Here is a 22,054-nt window from a genome sequence, read left to right on the forward strand (position 1 = left end):
ACATTTAATTAAACCTATTCCTTCTGTATTTTCTTGCTATTTTATCCGTTTTCGATAATCTTTGTAAATAGCTTAATTCTGACCCAATTCACTTCTCAAAACCTCAAACGATTTGTTTCTTATGAAGAAGCCTCAACTACTCTTTTTGTGTTTTTTAGCTTTAATGGCATTTACAAGTAATATTCAGGCACAAGTTATTACCTCTACGGAAATTGATAACCTTGTGGAACGAACACTTAAAACCTTTGATGTGCCAGGTATTGCGGTGGCCGTTGTAAAAGATGGCAAAGTAATTCATTCAAAAGGCTATGGGGTACGTTCGCTAATTACTAATCAAAAGGTAGATGAAAATACATTGTTCGGCATTGCTTCAAATAGTAAGGCATTTACAACTGCTGCATTAGGGATATTGATTGATGAAAAGAAACTAAAATGGGATGATAAAGTCCGTGATTTTATTCCTGAATTTAAGATGTATGACCCTTTTGTAACAGAAGAGTTTACGATTAAAGATTTACTAACACATCGAAGCGGTTTGGGTTTAGGTGCCGGAGACCTTATGTTCTGGCCTGACTCTAATAATTTCAGCAAGCAGGATATTATCCACAATCTGCGTTATCTGAAACCGGTCTCGAGTTTTCGTACCAAATACGATTATGATAATTTATTATATATCGTGGCAGGAGAAGTAATAAAACGCGCTTCAGGAATGGAGTGGGAGGATTTTGTTGAGCAACGGATCATTCAGCCTTTAGGAATGACACAAACGGCTGCATCTTTTCGCAGATTGAAAAATAAATCTAATGTGATTGACCCACATGCACCCGTAGACGGGACAGTAAAAGTAATACGTAGAGATTGGAGCGAGGTTGCCAATTCGGCAGGAGGTCTTTACAGTAATATAGTTGATATGAGCAAATGGATAATTATGCAGATGGATAATGGTAAGTATGGTAATGGCAAACAATTATTCAGTGAAGAAGTGCATGATGAAATGTGGACACCACAGACTATACTTCCTGTAAGAGGTACAAATTCTTACAATACTCACTTTGCCAGCTATGGCTTAGGCTGGGGACTAAGCGATGTAAAAGGTTATAAACAAGCAACGCATACAGGTGGGCTGGCAGGTATCGTAACACAAGTTACTCTGATACCAGAATTGAAATTAGGTATTATTGTATTTACTAATCAGCAACAGGGAGCCGCTTTTACCTCTATTACTAATACAATCAAAGATAGTTATTTAGGGGTTAAAGGTATTGACAGGGTAAAAGAAAATAGCGATAGAGTAGTTCAGGGACTTGCAAATGCCAAGAAAATAACTGACGGGATATGGAAAGATATTGAAACTCAACAAAAAAGTGCTGTAAAATCAGATAATAGTCTTTTTACAGGCACTTATCACGATAAATGGTTTGGCGATGTGGAAATTGCCACGAAGAATGGTAAATTGTGGTTTACTTCAAAGCGATCTCATTTGTTAAACGGTGAGATGTTTCCGTATAAAGGTAATACCTATATTGTGAAATGGGTTGACCGAAGCATGGATGCAGATGCCTATGTAATGTTTAACCTCGATAATAATGGTAAAGGTTCTGGTTTCAGAATGAAAGCTATTTCACCACTTACTGATTTCAGTTTTGATTTTCAGGATCTTGAATTCTTAAGATAAGATACATTATAGATGTGCATTACCCTTAGCTAAAGAAACCCGGCAGGGGTTCTGCATTGCTGATTTATTAACCTTAAATGCACAACTTTATTTACTATAAGACTGACTTATATGACTCCCTTGTCGCCCATTTTTATCACAGATTTATTTTACAAAATAGATAAAAAACTGATAGAGGTTTTGCAATCTCTATCTGACGATGACTGGAATAAACAATCTATAGCCCCTCTCTGGACAGTAAAAGACATAGCGGTTCACCTTTTAGATGGTAATATCCGCTCACTTTCTATGGCCAGAGATGGTTATTATGGTGTTCAACCAGATAATGTAAATACGTATCAGGATTTAGTTTTTTACCTGAATAAGCTCAATGCTGATTGGGTAATAGCATTTAAAAGAATGAGTCCGAAAATATTAGTAGAACTTTTAGAGATTAGTGGAAGGCAGTATTGTGAATATATAACCCAATTGAACCCTTTTGATAAAGCAATATTTCCGGTGAATTGGGCAGGGGAAGAGGAGTCAAGAACATGGTTTCATGTGGCAAGAGAATATACCGAAAAGTGGCATCACCAACAACAAATCAGATTGGCTGTTGGGAAAGAAGGTGAACTCTATGCTAAAGAGTTTTACTGGCCACATCTTGAAACTTCTATGAGAGCATTACCACATCATTACAGGACTTTAACAGGTGACGAAGGTGATACGATTCAGTTTGTTGTAACCGGAGAGGGTGGGGGAACATGGAATTTGTATCATGAAAATAGTCAATGGTTTTTAGTGCAGGAAAATGTCACAGAGCCGATCTGTAAGGTAATAATTGAAGGAGCTATTGCCTGGCGATTGCTTACCAAAGGTATCTCAAAACAGGAGGCCAGGAACTATATAAGTATTGAAGGAAAACAGGAGGCAGGAGAGATGATATTTGATATGCTGGCTGTAATGGCTTAAGTTTAATTATAGTGCTTATCAGCCTTCAGCCCCTGTTAATCGCATATTCTGATAGATTAATCTCAATATTTTGGATGGAAGTCTATGAATCCCTAATTTTAGAAGTTTCAAAGCAAATTGTAATACATAAACAAACTAAACATCTCCTCATGAAAAAATTACTACCTGTAATTGTCTTTTTCTGTATTTCTCTCGGGCTTAGTGCTCAGGATGAAAAAGTTGATCTTGAAATGGTTAAGAAAATCCGTCAGGAAGGCTTAAACAATTCTAAAGTAATGGATATCGCGTTTAACCTTACTGATGTAAGCGGTCCGAGATTACAAGGCTCGCCGGGTTTTATGCGTGCCGCCAATTATGCCAAAGGTAAATTAACAGAATGGGGATTGACAGATGCCAGATTAGAACCGTGGGGTGAATTTGGCAAAGGCTGGGAGTTAGAAAAAAGTTACCTTGCTATGACAGCACCGTACTATCGCCCTTTAATATCCTATCCAAAAACTTGGACAGCCGGAACTAAAGGAAAACTGAAAGAAGCTGAAATCTTTCTGATTGATGAAACAGATACTACGGCCCTTGAAAACTATAAAGGTAAACTGAAAGACAAGATTATCTTACTATATAAAAGCGATAAAATTACGCCATCATTCAAGGCTGATGCAAATAGATATACCGACGAAGAGTTGGAGAAAATGGCAAATGATGCACCTCAAACCCGTTCTCAGCCAGATACAGCTTTCAGATCAATGATGGCGGCTATGCGAAGAAGTACTATGCTTTCGACCAAAACCAAAGAAATGGCTAAGAAAGAAGGTGCATTGGCCTTGTTGAGTATGAGTAACAGAGGGAAAGATGGTACTTTGTTTGTTTCAGGTGGGGGTTCTTATAAGGGTTCAGACCCTGAAAACCTATTGGATATTATGTTGGCAGCCGAAGATTATCTATCATTATGCAGATTAGCCAAAGCAGGTATTCCGGTTAAAATGGAAATTGATGTAAAAACCAAATTCTATACACAGGATTTACAAGGCTATAACGTGCTGGCTGAAATCAAAGGAACTGACCCTACTTTGAAAGATGAAGTGGTGATGCTCGGCGCTCACCTGGATTCATGGCAAAGTGCTACAGGCGCAACAGACAATGCAGCGGGCTCATCGGTAATGCTTGAAGCGGTAAGAATATTGAAAACGCTGAATATACAACCACGTAGAACCATCCGCATTGGTTTATGGAGTGCTGAAGAGCAAGGTTTGCATGGCTCAAGAAACTATGTAAAAAACCACTTTACCGATCCTAATACCAAAAAGAGTAATACTGAAGGTGATAAAGTTGCGGCCTATTTCAACGTTGATAATGGAACTGGTAAAATCAGAGGAATTTATTTACAAGGTAATGATGCATGCCGCCCGATATTTAATAAATGGTTTGAGCCGTTTCATGATTTAGGAGCTAAAACAGTTACAATCCGTAACACCGGAGGTACTGACCATCTGGCTTTTGTTGGGGTTGGTATTCCTGGTTTCCAGTTTATTCAGGATGAAATTGAATATAATACGCGTACACACCATACTAATATGGATTCATACGACCACCTTCAACCTGATGATTTAAAACAGGCGGCTACTATTGTTGCTTCATTCGTGTATAATGCGGCTATGCGTGATGAAAAATTACCAAGAAAGAAATAATATAGGTACTAAATAAAACGAAGATACTCATTGATAGCATCAATGAGTATCTTCGTTTAGTAGCGTATTGTAATTCTACTAATTCTATTTTGAGATTGGCAGCGGTTTAATGATTCTTTTTAATCAACAATTTAATTAATTTCTCAGCTTCTACTGCTATAAAAACCATGAAGGCCATTAATACACAAATTCCGACTTCCTGAAGTGATAAAGGTTGAGTTTTAAAAGCAGTATTCATAAAAGGGATATAAACTACTGTAAGTTGTAATAGCAGTGTAATCAGTACTGATCCAATTAAGGATAGGTTAGAGAATAAACCTTTTTGCTGAAAAACTGACCTATTGCTTCTGATACCTATTACATGCCCTAACTGACAAAGACTTAGTACTGTGAATACCATTGTTTGCCAATGTTCAAGGTTGTTTTTTAAAGCCCAGGTTTCGACCCCTAATGTGATAGCAGCCATCAATATGCCCATCCATATAATATGATAACCTACTCCCTCTGCAAAAAGGCTTTGATCAGGGTCTCTTGGTTTTTTTTTCATGATATTTGTTTCAGCCTTTTCATTGGCCAATGCCAAGGCTGGCAGACCATCGGTTACTAAGTTTATCCATAAAATATGAATCGGCAAAAGAGGATTTTCTAATCCTAAAAATGGGGCTACTGCAATAACCCATATCTCTGCACTGTTGCAGGTCATAATGTACTTTACAAACTTCCGGATATTATCAAAAATTCTACGGCCTTCTTTTATAGCTTTTATAATTGTTGCGAAGTTGTCATCTAACAAAATCATGTGTGCGGCTTCTTTACTTACATCAGTGCCATTAATACCCATTGCTATACCGATGTTGGCGGCTCTAAGTGAGGGAGCATCATTCACCCCGTCTCCGGTCATTGCAGCAAAATGATTCTTTGATTGTAAGCCCCTGACAATGCGCAATTTCTGATCAGGAGAAACACGCGAATAGACGGTTGTATTTTCGATCTGCGCAAGAAATTTTTTCTCAGTCATTTTTTCTAACTCCAGACCTGTAATCGTAAAATCGCCTTCGTTTAATATACCTAATTCACTGGCAATAGCCTGTGCGGTAGCGGGATGGTCTCCTGTAATCATGACTGGTCTTATTCCCGCAGCTTTACATTCGCTAATTGCCATTTTTGCCTCTTCGCGTGGTGGATCAATGAGTCCGGCTAATCCAGCAAAAACCAGGTTTTTCTCTGTATTTTGAGGTGTGATTTTTTCAGGCAATTTGTCTAATAACTGATAGGCATAGGCCAAGACTCTAATCCCTTTTTTTGCCCATTTTTCTGAAATATCCTTAAGCGTTTTTTCATCGTTTTTATCATTAATAATTTCAGCAATTGCTTCACTTGCTCCCTTACTAATAACCAGATATTTTTTATCATATTGATGCACTGTAGTCATGAGCTTGCGCTCTGAATCAAACGGGACGACACTAATTCGTTTGTATTTCTTAAAAAGAGTATCATACTTCTTATAGGATAATTGTTCTGTGATATGCTTAATTAAAGCTAATTCGGTTGCTTCTCCAATGGGTTTATCTTTCTTTTCAAACTTTACCTCGTGGTTCAATAGCATTCCTAATTTTAACATTGATAACCCTTCTTCTAAAGTTTCTATTTCTTGTTCATGGATTTCTACGAGATGCATTTGGTTCTGCGTCAATGTGCCTGTTTTATCACTACATATATAGGTTACGGAGCCTAAAGTTTCAACTACAGGTAATTTTCTTACCAAAACATTTTGTTTTGCTAATCTTGACGCTCCTCTTGAAAGTGCTATGGTGATCAGCGCTGGTAATGCTTCCGGGATAGCAGCTACTGCCAGACTTACAGATAAAAGGAGGATTTTAAAAGTATCTTCGCCTCTTACCAGACCTGAAATAAAAAGTACCAGGCAGATGCCCAAAATAATATAGGAAAGATTTTTGCCAAATTTAGTCATTCGGGCTTGCAGAGGAGTAATTGCTTCTTTTTCCTGCAAAAGTCCGGCTATTTTACCTAATTCGGTATTCATACCTGTGCTTACTACCAAACCTTCAGCTTTACCATTAGTTACCAATGTGCCTTTGAATGCCATATTCAGTTGGTCACCTAAGGGAATGTTATTTTCTTCTAAAGTATGAGGCGATTTATCGACAGGAACTGATTCACCTGTCAGAGACGATTCATCAATTCGTAAGGCATTTACTTCATAAAGACGGAGGTCAGCAGGAACTACATTTCCTGCTTCAAGTATTACAATATCACCAGGTACTAATTCTTTGGATTCAATTTCATGGGGTTTGTTATCTCTTATTACCTGTGTTTTGGTGATACTCATTTTCTTTAAGGCTTCCATAGCTTTTTCGGCCCTGAATTCCTGTATAAAACTCACAACTGCATTAAGAATTATAATGATAAAGATTATAATTGTATCTGCTAAATCACCAAAAATGCCCGATAGGATTGCCGCACCAGCCAGCACTAATATCATAAAATCTTTGAACTGATTCAGAAATAGTATAAGGAGAGGTTTCTTCTTTTTTTCTGCTAATTCATTATAACCGTCCACCTTTAATCGATTACCAGATTCAGCGGTTGATAATCCAGCGTTTGAGGTGTTAAATTGTTTGAACAGTGAATCAATGCTCTCCTGATAGAAGAGAACTTTGTTGGTTTTTTTCATGAAAGTTTATTGTGCTTTAATTGGATTTACGTCAACAGCAGTGTCGTGAGGTGTGTTTTCAACATAATAATATTGAATATAGTATATATACCATGAATGAGGCTGAAATGTTAGGGTAATTTGTCAATTATTCATTTAATTAATTCAAAAGAGAGATTTTATCTTACTTCAAACTGATAGCTACCGGCAGGTAAAATAAAAACTATTGTTTTCAAGTTCTCATCGTCACTCTTAATTACACTTCCTCTCAGTTCTTTTCCATTTTCATATACCAGCTGATTTGCCGCAATATTTAAACGTAAAGTAGCTGTTGTATTTGCAGGAATAGTAAAATTATAATTAATTGTATTTTCAAGTCTTTTCCATGCTGATACAACTGTACCATAAGGACTCTCATGTTTCGCTTCAAAACCTGATAAGTCTCTCACAAAATGAGGTTCTAATAGTACATTTTTAAAGCCCGGTAATTTTTCGTCTGGCTTAATTCCTCCTAATGCTTTGTAAATCCATGCACCGATCTCACCAAACATGATATGATTCATTGAAATATCTGATTTTGCATCAATCGGCCAGTTTTCATAAAGGGTTGTTGCCCCATTTTTAATCCACCAGCCCCAGGAAGGAAAAGTTTCCTGCGAGGCCACGGTATAGGCTAAATCAGCATAGCCATTTTCACTTAGTGCATTCAGAATAGCTTTTGTTCCTAATAAGCCCACGTCAATATGATTATTATCATTCTTTACTTTTTCAGCAAGTGCTGCCGCTACTTTGGTTTTCATATCATCGGGCACAATGCCCCATTGTAATGGCACACTCAGTTCAGTCTGGAAACCTTCTCCATAAATACCTTTTTCTTTGTCTAAATATTTCTCGTTGATAGCGTTTTTAATTTTTTGTGCTAAAGTTGCATACACTTTTGCATCAGCTGTTTTACCTAAAAGTCTGGCTGTTTTAGCAACAATAGTGGCATCTACAAAATAATAGACAGACGAAGTAAATTCCACAGGAGTTTTTGATTTTACGGGAACCCAATCGCCCAAGCCCCAGGTTGTAAGGTATTCTGGCGCAATGGTCTGTATATAATCTACATAACGTTTCATGTTGTCATAGTTATCAGCCAATATTTTGGTGTCTCCATAAAACATATATACATTCCATGGGATAATAGCAATTGTGCTTGTCCAGTCAGGGCCATTACCCCATTCATAGCCCCATCCACCAGTTGGAATAATTGATGGTAAAACCCCATTTGCTTGTTGTTCGTCCCGGTGGTCAGCGAGCCATTTCTCATATACGGTAATCGCATCAAAATTATATAAACCTGTTTCGCTGGCTATGTGAGCATCACCAGTCCAACCGTTCTTCTCACGTTGTGGGCAATCGGTAGGGTAGCCGAACAGGTTGGATAAATATGAATTATTTGTTGCCCACCAGATTTGGTTCATCGTTGGATTTGATGTAGTAACCTGTCCGACAGGTGTTACATCGCTGTGCATGAAGTAACCTTTCAGACTTTCTTCAGATAGCTCAAGTGGTTGTTGACAAGTTAATTCTACATATTGAAAACCTTTATAATTAAAGTGAGGCATAAAGGTTTCTTCACCTTTGCCACTTAATGTATAAATATCTACCTGAAAAGGGTCTTGATTGTCGGTAGGACGATAGTGAATATCAATATTTGACATATCAGCCAAACCGTTTGGGTATAAGTGTTCGGCGTGTTTTAATCTTACTACTGTTCCTGAAGCTCCTTTTACTTTTAGCTGGCTTACCCCTGAAATGTTTCTCCCCAAATCAAAAATGTAGGTAGTATCATTGATTTGTTTCATACTTTTTGTTTGAATTTCTTCTACATTTCTGACTGGAGTCATTGCCTGAGCTACAATATTCTGAGAAGGCGAGGCTCTGAAAATAACATCATTCCAGTCTTTATCGTCGTATTCTGGTGTATTCCAGCCCTCTTTTATCAGACGGGCATCCTGATGCTCTGCTGTATAAATACTATTAAAAATAATAGGACTAAGTTCTGTTTTCCAACCTTTGCCAGTTGAGATTACCTCCTGAGTATCATCTTCATAAGTAATTCGCAAATCGAGACAAAACGTAGGACGATTTCTCCAGGGAGCATCATGAAAGTACCACACAGCTGTGGACTGATGGTTATACCATCCATTACCCAATAATACACCTATGGCATTTTTTCCATTTTGTAACGATGCTGTTACATCATAGGTAACATATAAAGTCCGGCGGTCAAAACGGGTGTACATGGGGTCTAAGCGGTGATTACCGATTTTCTGTCCATTGATATATAATTCGTATAAACCTGCCGCCGCTATATATGCTCTGGCAGATTTTATTTTTTTCTCAGCCGAAAAACCCTTTCTGAAATAAGGTGCAGGTTTTATGTTTATATCATGACTGTCACTTATCCATGCCCCCTTCCAATTGCGCATATTCATCATGCCCATTTCAAAACTGTTTATTGGTGCCAGAATAGATTTTATCCCATCTTTATCCCATATAATGACTTTCCAATAGTATTTGGTGAAAGGCTGTAATGCTTTGCCTTTATAGACTATTAAATTATTGCCCGAAATTACTTTACCTGTATTCCAGCCGGTACCGGTTTCGTTGGCTATTTTCATAGAATCGGAATCGACCAAAACCTGATATGCTGTCTGTTTTGCTCCTTTGCGGCTATCAATCATTAGCCATGTCAGACGTGGTGCAGGGTTATCAATACCCAAAGGATTTGTTAGATATTCGCATCTAAGATTATCAGATTGAACCAGAGGAAGAGCAAAACTATGTAAGATTGAGGTGGTAAAAATAAAGCAGAGAAAAGTCAGCGTATATTTCATAAGTAGAAGGTTGAATGAGAAATTCTATCTATATTGGTGTAAAAATAAAGAATGTAAAAGAATGTTCGGGAGTTTTTTCCGGAAATGTCAGAAGGAATAATAAAATACTTATATCAGATACTTTTCATGCCGAAGACTATTAAAATTGTGATTGCTGATGACCACCCGGTTGTATTTGATGGGGTGAAATTGCTTTTTAGCCAACTGTCTGATTATGAAATTGTTGGAGTGGCCATTTCAGAGAAAGAAATTATTTCGGTTTGCACACAAATGCACCCTGATGTGCTGATTTTAGATTTGAATTTAGGTGGTAAGAATAGTCTTGATAGTGTGCCCGAATTAAAAAGCAGGTTCGAGTATATGAAAATTCTTATTTTTTCTTCCTATCAAACTCCAATACTGGTAAAAAAAGCTATTGAAATGGGTATTGATGGTTATTTATTGAAAGATGCTACTTTAATTGATTGGTCGGATGCGTTGGGTGCTATTGCCGAAGGAAATATTTATTTAAGCAAATCTATCAGAAAAAATCATAAAGATACAGCCTTTGAGACTGATAGTTTTTCACAGTTGGCTACGCTTTCGGAACAGGAAAAACGTGTAATGAATCTGATTGTAAATGGAATGATTGAAAAGCAGATTGCGGAGACACTTCATATTAGTAAGCATACGGTGCACTCTCACAAAAAGAACATACTAAAAAAATTAAATCTACATACAAATGCAGATTTAGTACGTTTTGTTTATGAAAACAATTTAGTATGAACCGGAAGTTGAACTGTGTGGATCATGCCTTTTTTCTGATGGGAAATGCTAAATTTACCATTTAATGACTGAGTTCGAGCTTTGATGTTCTGAATGCCAATGCCCCCTGACTTACCTGTTGATTCATAGCCTTGCCCGTCGTCAGCTACTTTCAAAACAATCAGGTTCTTATTTTCAATGATTGAAATCTGAGCATGAGTAGCATGGGCGTGTTTCAGTATATTATTCAATAATTCTAAGGTAATCTGATAAAGTGTCTGCGATATTAAAGCTGGTAAAAGATTTTCATTACTTATATGATGAGAAAATTCAACATTGACTTTTGACTGACTATTTTTTGTTGCCTGTATTAATTCTTCGATGGCTTGTGTCAGCCCATATTTTTCTAAAATAACGGGAGATAATGCCTGAGAGAACTGTCTTATATCCTGACCTACTTCTCCTAATTTATCAACTAATTCGGACATTTCAGGCATCGGATTTTTTTGAGTTAATATAGAAAGTTTGAGACGGATATTGGCTAATATCAGACTGATTCCATCGTGTAGCTCTTGTGACAAACGTCTGCGTTCAATCATTTGTCCCTCCAATAGCTGAATTGCATTTTTTTGTCTTTGAGAGGCTAATTCGGAAGTAATACGGATATTTTCTTTGTGTACGTTACGATAGCGGTTGGCTAAAAGTACTGACATAATGATGATTTCGACAGGATTGGCTATAAAAACGAGATTGTGAGTAATGAAATTGTCGGGGAATATCCCTAAAAAAACAAAAATCCCTGTTGTGCCTCCGACGAGTATCATTGAAAAGGCAAAGACAAACCAAAGGTTTTCAGCCTTTCTGGTACGAATATAGAAGTAAATCCCAATACCGATAATTGACCATAGAATAATCAATGCAAAAATGGTTAGCGATTGTATAACTACAATCAGATCATTACCTTCATAATAAACCGGATTATACCATGGATTCTTAAATAAACCAAATGCAGGATTCTGAGAAAAAAAGAGAACCTGATAAATAAGTAGCAATACCATAAATATCTTGATGGTTATGTCCAGAAATCTGGCTTTACTTATATCAGGATAAAACTGCCGGGTAAACAATAATGAGAAAAGATAAAAGGATGTGAGTGATACAGGCCGGACAGAACTTGCCCACCAACTGGATTCGGACCAGATATACTGAAACCCTATACCAGGTTGTGCCAGCATAAAAATCCAGATTGAAGTCGTATAAAGCCAGTAATAAAGGATGATCTTTTGACGGAAAAACAGGAACAGGAAACAACCTACTATCACAAACAGACCAGTAATACCAAGCATCACTCCATAAAAAATAAAGACTTTATTGGAGTAATCCTGAAATCCAGCCTCAGAATACAAGTGCATGGGTACCTGTATTTGTTCTCCGTGTTTATCGGCCCATAAATAATATTCAGCGGTTTCCTTTGCTTGTAAGATTATTGGAAAAACAAAATGAGGATGATTAATAGGTCTTTGCCTGAAAGGGTAATGATCGCCGGTGAGAGATGATTGCCATTTGCCGGATTGATCTTTACTGTAAAACCTAAGTTTGTTAATGTGGGCATTTGGTATTTCTACCAATAATTTAAGCGGAATGCTATCTGTGTTTTTTAATCGGAACCGGATCCAGTAAAAGGCATTAGTAAATCCATAATTGATTGATTCGTTGGTATGAAGGGAATATTTCTGTCTTGTAGCCTCTTCAAAACTTATTTTTTTACTTTTATCCTCGAACACTTCAGTATGTCTGGCCAGATTTGTTAAAATAAAATTCCTGTCAACTACAGTTTCCTGGGCTCGTAAATTGAATGGAATAGATATAAAAACCCAAATACAGTAATATTTAAGAAATAGCTTCATTTTAAGGAATAATAGGTGGGTTGGCTTAGAGTAATTAACGAGCATACTCTTCTCAAATATATAAAAAAATCCCCTCATAAGGGGATTGATTCTACTTTTTTTAGGGGATATTTTTGTAAAAACACTCCTATTATGAAATACCTGATCTTATTTTTATCCTTACTCAATTATTCCGCTCGTTGCCAGAACGTAAACAATTTTTTTGACGCGTATATTGGTACAAATGCGCAAGGCTACTTACAGCCATTGGCAGATTTAACCATTGGTGGGTTAAACACAGGGATACAGCCCTCTATCAGGATAGGGGACAGATTCAATGTCCGGCTTACACTAAATACTGTAAGTATGTTCCCGGATAAATCACAAAAAACTTTTATGGGCGTAACTCCGGATGAATTTACTCCAAAAACCACCACTGAAGTACCGACTATTATTGGTGACCCTAAAAATGTACGAGTAGCAGGTGTAAATGGTACTTCCTACGCATTTTCAGGAGGATATGGAATAACCAGACTCAGTTGGGTAACTCCTCAGCTAAGTTTCGGCGGTTTTTTCGGTTCTGAAATTTCACTTCGTTTTATGACATTCGGTAATGCCGATACCGATTTTGGTAAGTTCAGCCAGTTAGGAGTAGGGTTGCGTCATTCAATCAGCCAGTACTTCCTGAAAAAAGACAGTCCTTTCGATATTAATATCGGCTATCAGTTCAATAAAGCAGATATTGGTAAATACATTAAACTACAAAGTAATTATGCCTTTCTTCAGGCAGGAGTAGGCAATAAAAATATCGGGGCGTTTGTTTACGGGGGGTATCAGATGGGCAATTTTGATGTGTCTTATACAGGTGAGGATAATAAAACAGAGACAGTTAACCTTAAAAACCAGTTCCCTGTTTTGGTAGGTGTAGGTACCCATATTCAATTAGGCTTTCTTTCTCTTACGCTGGGGGTAGGCGGTGTAAAGCCTATCATAGCTTTCGGCAATATCGGATTCAGGTTTCAGTCAAAATCAAAACCAGTGAAACCATGACAAAGTGGTTGATTTTAGCCATTATTATATCCATAGTGATGCTTTCCTGTGATGAAATACCTTTCATATATGTGGAGAAGAGTGTAAGCGGAAATAAGACCCTTGTCTATAATATCAATACAGCAGGTGGAATTAATGAAACAGCATTTGTAGGTGTAATAAGTATAGTTAATGAACTATCCGCAAATAAGGACGGTCAATTGCAAAAGAAAGACTATACGATTAAGGAATTAAGTATCCAGTCAGCCAACTTTGAAGTGATAGCTAACCAAGGTAACTTATCTAATACTTTATATATTTCATCGGTAGTAGTAAAGCCTGCCTATACTGCCGCACCAATTCCGTTTATGCAGGAAACGAGTATTCCTATTGGATTGACTTCAATTGTACCGCAAAGTGCAAATTTACTTTTCCCAGGCGTTGATGCTATTAATAAATCATTGGCAGCTGCTGTTAAAAACCGAGATGATAATACTGTTTGGAGTGTCGATATCAGGGGAAGAGGGACACCACTTAATTCGAGAATAAATATTACCGTGAAATTAAAAATTGTTTTTAATCTGGTTTACAGTTACTGCGAAGAATCTTTGTTTGTCATTGATGGCCCTAAATGTGGTAAGTAAAATTCGTTTGACATGTTTAAAAGCGAATTTTTGTTTCACAAGTTTTGAACTCTTACTAATGTTAAACTAAAAAATCATGAAAAGGATATTATTTCTATTATTCATTTGTTCGATAGGTGTTTTCTCGTGTAAAGATCAATCACAGTACGCCGCAGTTGAGAAAGTAGCGAAAGGAACTAAAACCTTGACCTATGTTATTAATACAACTGGGTCTATTAATTCAACGTCCAGTTTATCAACAAATGATCTTATAAATACATTAAGCAGTGAAGTAAAAAACGAGGGAGTAAAAGATTATACAATAAGATCTTTGAAAATCAGTTGGATAAGTGCAAATATTCACAAGGCCTCACCTAATACTGCTGCAAGCTTCAGTCTGGAATCATTTGTTACAAAAACTTCTGGTCCGGGTTCAGTCTCTTTAATAAATGCACATAATGAAACTATTGATGATGTATTTGCTCCAAAAGCATTAACTGGTTATCTGACTTTAGGAGGAGTACAAGAAATCAATACCGCATTGGATGAAGCAATCCGAAAAAGCGAGGGCAAGCCTGTAATAGATGTTACGATTAAAGGGAACCCATCTCCGGCTAATACGAGAGTTGCGGTTACATTGACCTTGAATATTACTTTTGTAATGGAGTATTATTATTGTGAATTTGTTTTTCCTTTATTAATAAACCCGTTGGATGAATGCGTTATGTAATAAGCTCATTTGATTCGGAGATGGCAAGAGGGCTTATCTAATAAGTTGATATAATTCAATTATTGTCGATTTACCTCTTGCAAATTCTAAAGTTTACCATTTTTACATGAGTGAAAATAAATGAACCGATGAAAAAAATACTTTTAGCCCTTATTCTACCGACTATTGCCATGTTCTCATGCGAGGAGGGCTCAACTTCAATTAAGGTTGAGAAAAATTTAAGCAAATCAAAGGAGTTAATCTATCATTTTAATACGGCCGGACATATTAACGAAGTAGCAAGTATAAGTGCTAAAGCATTGATTGATGAATTAACTGATGACAAGGAGTTTTTTACCGACGATTATACAATAACACGATTGACTGTTGAATCTCTTGAAGTAACTCTATTGCCCAAGGCAGGAAATACCGCTTCGGGTTTAAATACTACTACGGCATTAGCAAGTTATGTGACATTGGATAGCGAAGCAATGCTTCTTAGTGACGAGCCTATAGGCATGGGGGAAGGTGCCAATGAACTTATCAATTCTCACCTTCTTATTGCCGGTGTAGAAAGACTAAACAACTTTTTAAAAGGTGCTATCGGTGATGAAGGGCTAAAAACACTATTCGTACAAGTTACAGGTAATACAGTGCCAACAAATGCAAAGGCAGTTGCAGATTTAAAACTAAAGCTTAATTTTAATTTAGAGTACTGGTATTGCCAGGAGTCGATTATACCCTTGTTAGTAGATATTGAGGAGGATGGGTGTAAAAGATAATATTTTATGGTTTGTGATTTCGGATTTCTGATAAAAAGTGCTTGTTGAACAAATATATTTCTATCATATCAAATTAAGGATGAAGGTTGCAGGTTTATAAATAAATCAATCTAAAGAAATGAAGACTTTCTCTTACTATGTTTTCGTGCGATGAGGAACTTACATACATGAGGGTGGAGAAAAGCTTTAGCAAATCAACAGAATTAATTTATCATGTAGATAAAACCAGAATCATATTAGAAATTGGAAAAATAAATTCAAGGCAATTAATTGAGACATTAACCAATAATAAAGAATTTCAGGGAGATCGTTTTGGCTATACAATAACTATTCAGAGTATTGAGCTTACTCTGATTCCTAAGGCTGGAAATGGTGCTTAGGGTTTAAGAACTTTAACATCAACCGTATCAAGAGAAAATGCCACCAGCCAGACGATGCTTCTCAGAGATCAGGTAATAGGTGTTGGGGAAGGAGACGGAAATATTCTTGTAAATACACATCTCGCAATAGAAGGAGTTAATGTGATGAACGGATTTCTGAAAGAAACTATTAACAATAAAGGATTTAACGGTTTATTAAGTGTGACAATAGCCGGCTTCACGTCTCCGGAATCTGCCAAGATAATAGCAGATTTAAAACTGAATATTAAATGTAATATTGAGTACTGGTATTGCGAACAATCGTATGTTCCTATATTTTTAGACTTTGTAGACGAAGAAAGTGAGTAAGCAAAATTCTTAGCTCACTATACCCAATTTAAAGTAAAAGGTACTACCCATACCGATTTCGCTCTCAACGCCAATAGTACCATTTTGTGCTTCAATAAATTCCTTACTGATAGCAAGGCCTAATCCGGTGCCGGTTTTTACACTACCGGGCACCTGAAAATATTTGTCAAAGATTTTATCCTTGTATCTTTTCTCAATGCCTTTTCCCTGGTCGCTAACTGAAAAATTAACCAATTGGTCTTGCAGTGAGATTCTGATATTGATTTTGCTTTGTTCTGGAGAGTAATTGATAGCATTAGTCAGGAAATTGATTAGTACCCATGCTGTTTTTTCGGTATCTGCTTTTACCAAGGGCAGGTTTTCATCTATCTCACTTAGAATTTTAATCTGTTTTTGCTCCGCCTGAACTTTTACTGCTTCCGTGGCAAATTTCAGAATCTGGTAGGGAGTACTTTTCTGAATATTCAGTTGAATATTACCTGTTTCAACCTGTGAAAGATTCAATAATTCGCTTGTTATCTTCAATAACCTTTGGCTATCCTCTTTTATGCTGTCAATCAATTGTTTTTGCTCTTCGTTGATAGTCCCTGTTTGTTGTTTTTCCAACAATTGTATGCTCATTTTGATTGAAGAGATGGGGGTCTTCAGTTCATGAGAAATTGTGGCAATGAAATTGGTTCTGGCAAAATCCAATTCTTTAAATGGGGTAATGTTTTTGAGTATTATTACATGACCAATGTGTTGTAGTTCTTTTTCACCAGTAGGGACAAAGGCAATATCAATTATGTCTTTTTCAAAATAACTTTCTTTATTATCAGCAAAAATCTTGACTGGTTTTTTTTTGTCTTCAATAACGATAGATTCGGGCATTATGAGGTCTTTCACCAAGGAACGAATCAAATCATTGATTAATGATACATTTTGTGCCTGTTGATTTATCAATTGTTCAGGTTTTAACCCTATTACTTTCAGTGCTTGGTTGTTAACAAATATTATTTTTTTATTTTCGTCTAATCCTATCACCGGATCGTGCATATTATTGATTAGCGTTTCGATTCGCCTTTTCTCAAAAAGTAGCTGAGATAAATTACTATTGTTGTACTCTTCTAATTTCTCGGCCATTCTATTAAAAGACCTTGCTAATTCACCGAACTCGCTATGATCCTGAAAATAAACTCTTTGTGAATAATCATTTGCAGCTATTCGTTTAATACTTTCTGTAAGTTTTCTGATCGGGCTGGCGATGTTGCCTGGCAAGTTAATCAGTAAAGTAAAAGCAATTACAAAACAGAGTGTTCCACTAAGAGCGATCCATATAGTGGCCGATGCAGCTGTTTGTTTAGCTACATTGCTTTTGCGCTGGATGGATTCCATATTCAACCGCATAATTTCAGCAATATCCTTTCTTATTATAAAATGAGTTGTTCTGTCGAAATTGTTGATTTTCAGGATTGTAAAATGCTGGCGGAGTTGTTGGGTCGCTTCTCGTTCACCAATCTCAGTAATATTACTTTCTTGTTTAAGCAGGTTCTCTTCAATTTTATTCATGGCACTTTTATCAGTAACTAATTCATCGAGGGCCATTAAGATATTACGAGAATACTCAAGTGTGTTGTAATTTGCCACCAATATATTATCGGTATCATTTTTCAAGGCATTGATAGACTTTGCACCTACATACGTAAGTAAAGTAATAAGCATAAAAAGCAGACCTACTCCTAAGGTCAGTTTAGTCCGGATTTTCATTTAAGTAGTTTATTTACTTGACTCCATCAAAGGTAGAGACTGGAGATGAGTTTTTGCGTAATTTCTTTCAGATAACGGGAGCCGACAAAATCACCACATCAATATCAGTAAAAGACAATTTCTTTAATAACTCATTAAATATATTGGTCGATAATATCACATTAAATAGATTCAAATGGGGTTTGCCAATACACAGAGTGGTGATTTGTCTTTGCTCGGCCACATCTATAATGCTTTTTGATATATTTTTGTTCTCTACTCTTATGATTTCAGCTCCTAATTGCGTAGCTAATTTGAAATTATTAATCAGGTGTCGTTGCTTATCTAATGCAATTTTATCAGGTTTTTCATCAGGGGTCTGTACATATAGTACGAACCATTTGCTGTTGTAATAACTCGCCAGACGTGCAGTTTTCCTGATGACTGTTTTAGCAGTTTGTTCATTACTACTTATACAGGCCAAGAATCTTTCATGTCTGATGGTTGTATTTTTGGATATTTCAGTCTCAACCTTTCTTTCAACCTGGCTGGCAACCTCTTTTAAAGCTAATTCTCTTAACTGGAGAATCTGTTCTGATTTAAAGAAATTATTTAAAGCCATCTGAATCTTTTCGGGTGTATATATTTTACCCTCTTTCAAACGTGTTATTAATTCATCTGCTGTGAGGTCTATATTCACCACCTCATCGGCAATTCCTACAATGCGATCAGGTATTCGTTCTTTTACCTCAATGCCTGTAATTTCTTTTATATCTTCGTTGAGGCTTTCGATGTGCTGAATATTTACCGCACTGATTACATTAATTCCCGCTTCCAGAATCTCTAATACATCTTGCCATCGTTTTTCATTCTTGCTGCCTTCAATATTTGTATGAGCTAACTCATCAATAATCACTACTTCTGGTCTTAGATTAATTACTGCCTGGACATCTAACTCTTCTAATTCTTTGCCTCTGTAAAAAATCTTACGACGAGGAATAATTGGTAGCCCATCGAGTAAATCATGGGTTTCTTTACGGAAATGAGTTTCAATATACCCTATTTTTATATCAATGCCATTCCGTAGCAAAGAATGTGCTTCCTGTAACATACGAAAAGTTTTACCCACCCCGGCACTCATGCCAATATAGATTTTAAACTTCCCTTGTCTTGATTTCCTGATTAAATCCAGGAAATGCTGTACGTTTTCTTCTTTGTTATCGGTTGTTGACATAATAGCAATGAAACGATTTTGCAGGATTATTTCAATCGGCTAAAGTGATAAAGATTTTAAATGCTTCTTTAAGGTATATTATTAGCAGACCTCAACAGACTGCTAATTATTTTAATTCATCAAGCCTGATATTCAATTCAAGGACATTAATTGTTTCAGGGCCAAATAACCCCAAAACTGGTTTTTTTATCTGTGATTCAACAAGGGATAGGATTTTATCTTCTGGGATATTTCTTGCATCAGCAATTCGTTTTATCTGAATTTTAGCAGATTCAGGAGAAATATCAGGGTCTAAGCCACTACCAGAAGCAGTTACCATTTCGGCAGTAATTTGTGATTCTGGTATTGACGGATTATGCACCATAAAAGTGTCAATTCTTGCTTGTAAGGTTGTCAGATATTCAGCATTGGCAGGGCCTTTGTTACTTCCGCCTGATGTGGTTGCATTATAGCCTACTGCTGACGGACGACTCCAGAAATATTTATTATCAGTAAATGATTGCCCTATTGTTTTATAGCCAACTACTTTACCCCTTGTCAGAATAATTTCCCCTTTTCCGCGATTCGGAGAAAACTGTGCTACAACTGTGATAATTAGCGGATAAATAACTGCAAATAGTACCATACTTACGATAGTAAGTTTGATTGATGAAAATATGTTTTTCATGATTGTATCAAATAAAAAGTGAAACGGCCATATCAATAATTTTAATGCCAATAAATGGTATAACAATGCCCCCTAAACCATAGATTAATAGGTTACGGCGAAGAATAGCACTTGCACCAATAGGTTTATAAGAAACGCCTTTTAATGCCAATGGAATTAATAGTGGAATTATGATTGCATTGAAAATAACGGCTGATAAGATTGCACTTTCAGGGCTATGTAAATTCATGATATTCAAACCCTGCAAAGCCGGAATTGTTGCAATAAATAAAGCAGGCACAATGGCAAAATACTTGGCTACGTCATTAGCGATTGAAAAAGTAGTGAGTGTACCACGTGTCATAAGCAACTGTTTACCAATTTCAACAATTTCAATCAACTTGGTGGGGTCATTATCTAAATCGACCATATTTCCGGCCTCTTTAGCTGCTTGTGTACCACTATTCATGGCAACACCTACGTCTGCTTGTGCAAGGGCAGGGGCATCGTTGGTGCCATCACCCATCATAGCTACCAATTTGCCCGAATGTTGTTCGTTCCTGATATACTGCATTTTGTCTTCGGGTCTGGCTTCTGCAATAAAATCATCCACACCTGCTTTTTCGGCAATGTATCTGGCCGTTAATGGGTTGTCACCAGTTACCATTACGGTTTTTACGCCCATTTTGCGTAAACGTTCAAAACGTTCCTGAATGCCTGTTTTGATAATGTCCTGTAATTCGATTACTCCTAAGACCTTTTCATTTTCTGAAACAACCAGTGGTGTGCCGCCGTTGCTCGAAATGCCTTTTACCATCTCGGTTATGTCTGCCGGAAATACATTTCCGGCTTTTTCTACCATCTTCATAATGGCATCGTAAGCTCCTTTGCGTATGCGTAAGCCTTCAAAGTCAATTCCTGAACTACGGGTTTCTGCTGTAAACCTTATAAAAACAGGCTTATTGACGTTGTATATTAACGGGTTCACATTCGCCAGCTCAATAATTGATTTGCCTTCTGGTGTTTCATCTGCCATTGAGCTTAAAACCGCAGCCTTTATAAAATCTTTCTCATTGATACCTTTGACCGGATAAAAGCGGGTAGCCTTTCGGTTTCCGATAGTAATTGTTCCGGTTTTGTCTAATAGGAGCACATCAATGTCTCCGGCAGTTTCAACAGCTTTTCCTGATTTAGTAATGACATTTGCACGCAAAGCTCTATCCATACCGGCTATTCCTATGGCAGATAAAAGCCCCCCGATTGTTGTTGGTATAAGACATACGAAAAGTGAAATAAAGGCTGCAATTGTGATTGGTGTTTGAGCATAATCAGCAAAAGGCTTGAGTGTTATGCAGACTATAATAAAGATAATGGTAAAAGCAGCTAATAAGATTGTTAAAGCAATTTCATTAGGTGTTTTCTGACGGCTTGCTCCTTCAACCAATGCAATCATTTTATCTAAAAAACTTTCGCCAGGCTGAGTAGTAACAATTACTTTTATTTTGTCTGATAACACCTTAGTACCGCCGGTAACACTGCTCTTATCGCCCCCTGACTCCCGGATTACCGGTGCTGATTCTCCAGTAATAGCACTTTCATCGATAGTTGCTAAACCTTCAGTTATTTCACCATCTGCAGGGATAATGTCTCCTGGTTCACAAATAAATACGTCACCTTTTTTTAGTTCGGAAGAAGATATTACCTGAATCTCATTCAGATACATTTCACCTACTGTTCGAATCACTTTAGCAGGTGTTTCTTCACGGGTTTTACGCAAACTGTTGGCCTGAGCTTTACCACGTGCCTCTGCGAGGGCTTCTGCAAAGTTGGCAAAGAGCAATGTACATAAAAGAATGAAAAATACAATGCTATTATAAGTCAGGCTGCCCTGATTAGCAGCACCTGAAAAAATAGCAATACAGACAATTAACATAATAACCGTTCCGATTTCGACTGTAAACATGACAGGATTTCGAAACATTAGCCAAGGGTTAAGTTTGATGAAAGATTGGCCAATAGCCTCTTTTACCAATAGTCTGTCAAATAATGGGATATGATTATTTCGGGTCATATGAATA

The 22,054-nt window shown here is 36.9% G+C and carries 18 protein-coding genes; 11 read left to right on the forward strand and 7 right to left on the reverse strand.

All coding sequences use genetic code 11. From position 1 onward, the window contains the following. Positions 1-121: 121 nt before the first annotated feature. The 3 genes from H1R81_RS04400 (at position 122) to H1R81_RS04410 (ending at position 4,311) form a co-directional block, all read left to right on the forward strand. Positions 122-1,675 (forward strand): serine hydrolase, encoded by a 1,554-nt coding sequence (locus H1R81_RS04400; RefSeq protein ID WP_181839451.1) that lies wholly within the window; start codon positions 122-124, stop codon positions 1,673-1,675. 111 nt (positions 1,676-1,786) lie between these two features. Next, positions 1,787-2,626, forward strand: coding sequence for a maleylpyruvate isomerase N-terminal domain-containing protein (locus H1R81_RS04405; RefSeq protein ID WP_181839452.1), 840 nt, complete (start codon positions 1,787-1,789; stop codon positions 2,624-2,626). Between the two features lie 149 nt (positions 2,627-2,775). Then, a complete protein-coding gene (locus H1R81_RS04410) occupies positions 2,776-4,311 on the forward strand; it encodes a M20/M25/M40 family metallo-hydrolase (RefSeq protein ID WP_181839453.1) in 1,536 nt (511 codons plus the stop codon). A gap of 106 nt (positions 4,312-4,417) precedes the next feature. On the opposite strand, the gene H1R81_RS04415 is transcribed toward H1R81_RS04410, so the two are convergent. Continuing rightward, positions 4,418-7,006 carry a cation-translocating P-type ATPase gene (locus H1R81_RS04415; RefSeq protein WP_181839454.1) on the reverse strand — a complete coding sequence of 863 codons (2,589 nt, stop codon included), beginning with the start codon at positions 7,004-7,006 and terminating at the stop codon, positions 4,418-4,420. A gap of 158 nt (positions 7,007-7,164) precedes the next feature. Then, positions 7,165-9,870 carry an alpha-L-rhamnosidase gene (locus tag H1R81_RS04420; RefSeq protein ID WP_181839455.1) on the reverse strand — a complete coding sequence of 902 codons (2,706 nt, stop codon included), beginning with the start codon at positions 9,868-9,870 and terminating at the stop codon, positions 7,165-7,167. Positions 9,871-9,884: 14 nt separating this feature from the next. On the opposite strand from H1R81_RS04420, the gene H1R81_RS27580 reads away from it, so the two are divergent. After that, positions 9,885-10,013: a hypothetical protein gene (locus tag H1R81_RS27580; RefSeq protein ID WP_255463014.1), complete on the forward strand. Its 129-nt coding sequence runs from the start codon at positions 9,885-9,887 to the stop codon at positions 10,011-10,013. After that, positions 9,997-10,635, forward strand: a complete 639-nt coding sequence (locus H1R81_RS04425) for a response regulator transcription factor (protein WP_181839456.1) — start codon at positions 9,997-9,999, stop codon at positions 10,633-10,635. The genes H1R81_RS27580 and H1R81_RS04425 overlap by 17 nt, the downstream gene beginning before the upstream one ends. Here the strand turns inward: H1R81_RS04425 and H1R81_RS04430 are convergent. Further along, positions 10,614-12,521 carry a 7TM-DISM domain-containing protein gene (locus H1R81_RS04430; RefSeq protein ID WP_181839457.1) on the reverse strand — a complete coding sequence of 636 codons (1,908 nt, stop codon included), beginning with the start codon at positions 12,519-12,521 and terminating at the stop codon, positions 10,614-10,616. The two genes, H1R81_RS04425 and H1R81_RS04430, sit on opposite strands and share 22 nt — an antisense overlap. 132 nt (positions 12,522-12,653) lie before the next feature. Here H1R81_RS04430 and H1R81_RS04435 point away from each other — a divergent pair, with 132 nt between their 5' ends. From H1R81_RS04435 to H1R81_RS04460, 6 genes are all read left to right on the forward strand, one after another. Beyond that, positions 12,654-13,550, forward strand: coding sequence for a DUF6588 family protein (locus tag H1R81_RS04435; protein ID WP_181839458.1), 897 nt, complete (start codon positions 12,654-12,656; stop codon positions 13,548-13,550). Then, on the forward strand, positions 13,547-14,173 hold the full coding sequence (locus H1R81_RS04440; RefSeq protein ID WP_181839459.1) for a hypothetical protein: 627 nt from the start codon (positions 13,547-13,549) through the stop codon (positions 14,171-14,173). The genes H1R81_RS04435 and H1R81_RS04440 overlap by 4 nt, the downstream gene beginning before the upstream one ends. A gap of 76 nt (positions 14,174-14,249) precedes the next feature. Next, a complete protein-coding gene (locus H1R81_RS04445; RefSeq protein ID WP_181839460.1) occupies positions 14,250-14,882 on the forward strand; it encodes a hypothetical protein in 633 nt (210 codons plus the stop codon). A gap of 128 nt (positions 14,883-15,010) precedes the next feature. Continuing rightward, complete coding sequence (locus H1R81_RS04450) at positions 15,011-15,643, forward strand: hypothetical protein (RefSeq protein ID WP_181839461.1); 633 nt, start codon at positions 15,011-15,013, stop codon at positions 15,641-15,643. Positions 15,644-15,780: 137 nt separating this feature from the next. Next, positions 15,781-16,023, forward strand: a complete 243-nt coding sequence (locus H1R81_RS04455; RefSeq protein ID WP_181839462.1) for a hypothetical protein — start codon at positions 15,781-15,783, stop codon at positions 16,021-16,023. A gap of 54 nt (positions 16,024-16,077) precedes the next feature. After that, positions 16,078-16,371, forward strand: a complete 294-nt coding sequence (locus H1R81_RS04460; RefSeq protein WP_181839463.1) for a hypothetical protein — start codon at positions 16,078-16,080, stop codon at positions 16,369-16,371. A gap of 9 nt (positions 16,372-16,380) precedes the next feature. On the opposite strand, the gene H1R81_RS04465 is transcribed toward H1R81_RS04460, so the two are convergent. The 4 genes from H1R81_RS04465 to kdpB form a co-directional block, all read right to left on the reverse strand. After that, a complete protein-coding gene (locus H1R81_RS04465) occupies positions 16,381-18,117 on the reverse strand; it encodes an ATP-binding protein (RefSeq protein WP_181839464.1) in 1,737 nt (578 codons plus the stop codon). A gap of 67 nt (positions 18,118-18,184) precedes the next feature. Continuing rightward, the gene (locus H1R81_RS04470; protein WP_181839465.1) at positions 18,185-19,330 is read right to left on the reverse strand and encodes a sensor protein KdpD; all 1,146 of its coding nucleotides are present in this window, start codon (positions 19,328-19,330) and stop codon (positions 18,185-18,187) included. 106 nt (positions 19,331-19,436) lie between these two features. Beyond that, positions 19,437-19,997: a K(+)-transporting ATPase subunit C gene (locus H1R81_RS04475; RefSeq protein ID WP_181839466.1), complete on the reverse strand. Its 561-nt coding sequence runs from the start codon at positions 19,995-19,997 to the stop codon at positions 19,437-19,439. A gap of 7 nt (positions 19,998-20,004) precedes the next feature. Further along, on the reverse strand, positions 20,005-22,047 hold the full coding sequence (gene kdpB, locus H1R81_RS04480) for a potassium-transporting ATPase subunit KdpB (protein WP_181839467.1): 2,043 nt from the start codon (positions 22,045-22,047) through the stop codon (positions 20,005-20,007). Positions 22,048-22,054 lie beyond the last annotated feature (7 nt).

Source organism: Emticicia sp. BO119, from assembly GCF_013912375.1.
Lineage (GTDB): Bacteria > Bacteroidota > Bacteroidia > Cytophagales > Spirosomataceae > Emticicia.

Excerpts from the sequence above, each read along its gene's own strand:
- H1R81_RS04430 (WP_181839457.1), bottom strand. The coding sequence starts at position 12,521 with ATGAAGCTATTTCTTAAATATTACTGTATTTGGGTTTTTATATCTATT.
- H1R81_RS04450 (WP_181839461.1), top strand. The coding sequence starts at position 15,011 with ATGAAAAAAATACTTTTAGCCCTTATTCTACCGACTATTGCCATGTTC.
- kdpB (WP_181839467.1), bottom strand. The coding sequence starts at position 22,047 with ATGACCCGAAATAATCATATCCCATTATTTGACAGACTATTGGTAAAA.
- H1R81_RS04475 (WP_181839466.1), bottom strand. The coding sequence starts at position 19,997 with ATGAAAAACATATTTTCATCAATCAAACTTACTATCGTAAGTATGGTA.
- H1R81_RS04460 (WP_181839463.1), top strand. The coding sequence starts at position 16,078 with ATGCTTCTCAGAGATCAGGTAATAGGTGTTGGGGAAGGAGACGGAAAT.
- H1R81_RS04455 (WP_181839462.1), top strand. The coding sequence starts at position 15,781 with ATGTTTTCGTGCGATGAGGAACTTACATACATGAGGGTGGAGAAAAGC.
- H1R81_RS04445 (WP_181839460.1), top strand. The coding sequence starts at position 14,250 with ATGAAAAGGATATTATTTCTATTATTCATTTGTTCGATAGGTGTTTTC.
- H1R81_RS04470 (WP_181839465.1), bottom strand. The coding sequence starts at position 19,330 with ATGTCAACAACCGATAACAAAGAAGAAAACGTACAGCATTTCCTGGAT.
- H1R81_RS04465 (WP_181839464.1), bottom strand. The coding sequence starts at position 18,117 with ATGAAAATCCGGACTAAACTGACCTTAGGAGTAGGTCTGCTTTTTATG.
- H1R81_RS04435 (WP_181839458.1), top strand. The coding sequence starts at position 12,654 with ATGAAATACCTGATCTTATTTTTATCCTTACTCAATTATTCCGCTCGT.
- H1R81_RS04425 (WP_181839456.1), top strand. The coding sequence starts at position 9,997 with ATGCCGAAGACTATTAAAATTGTGATTGCTGATGACCACCCGGTTGTA.
- H1R81_RS04410 (WP_181839453.1), top strand. The coding sequence starts at position 2,776 with ATGAAAAAATTACTACCTGTAATTGTCTTTTTCTGTATTTCTCTCGGG.
- H1R81_RS04420 (WP_181839455.1), bottom strand. The coding sequence starts at position 9,870 with ATGAAATATACGCTGACTTTTCTCTGCTTTATTTTTACCACCTCAATC.
- H1R81_RS04400 (WP_181839451.1), top strand. The coding sequence starts at position 122 with ATGAAGAAGCCTCAACTACTCTTTTTGTGTTTTTTAGCTTTAATGGCA.
- H1R81_RS04405 (WP_181839452.1), top strand. The coding sequence starts at position 1,787 with ATGACTCCCTTGTCGCCCATTTTTATCACAGATTTATTTTACAAAATA.
- H1R81_RS27580 (WP_255463014.1), top strand. The coding sequence starts at position 9,885 with ATGAGAAATTCTATCTATATTGGTGTAAAAATAAAGAATGTAAAAGAA.
- H1R81_RS04440 (WP_181839459.1), top strand. The coding sequence starts at position 13,547 with ATGACAAAGTGGTTGATTTTAGCCATTATTATATCCATAGTGATGCTT.
- H1R81_RS04415 (WP_181839454.1), bottom strand. The coding sequence starts at position 7,006 with ATGAAAAAAACCAACAAAGTTCTCTTCTATCAGGAGAGCATTGATTCA.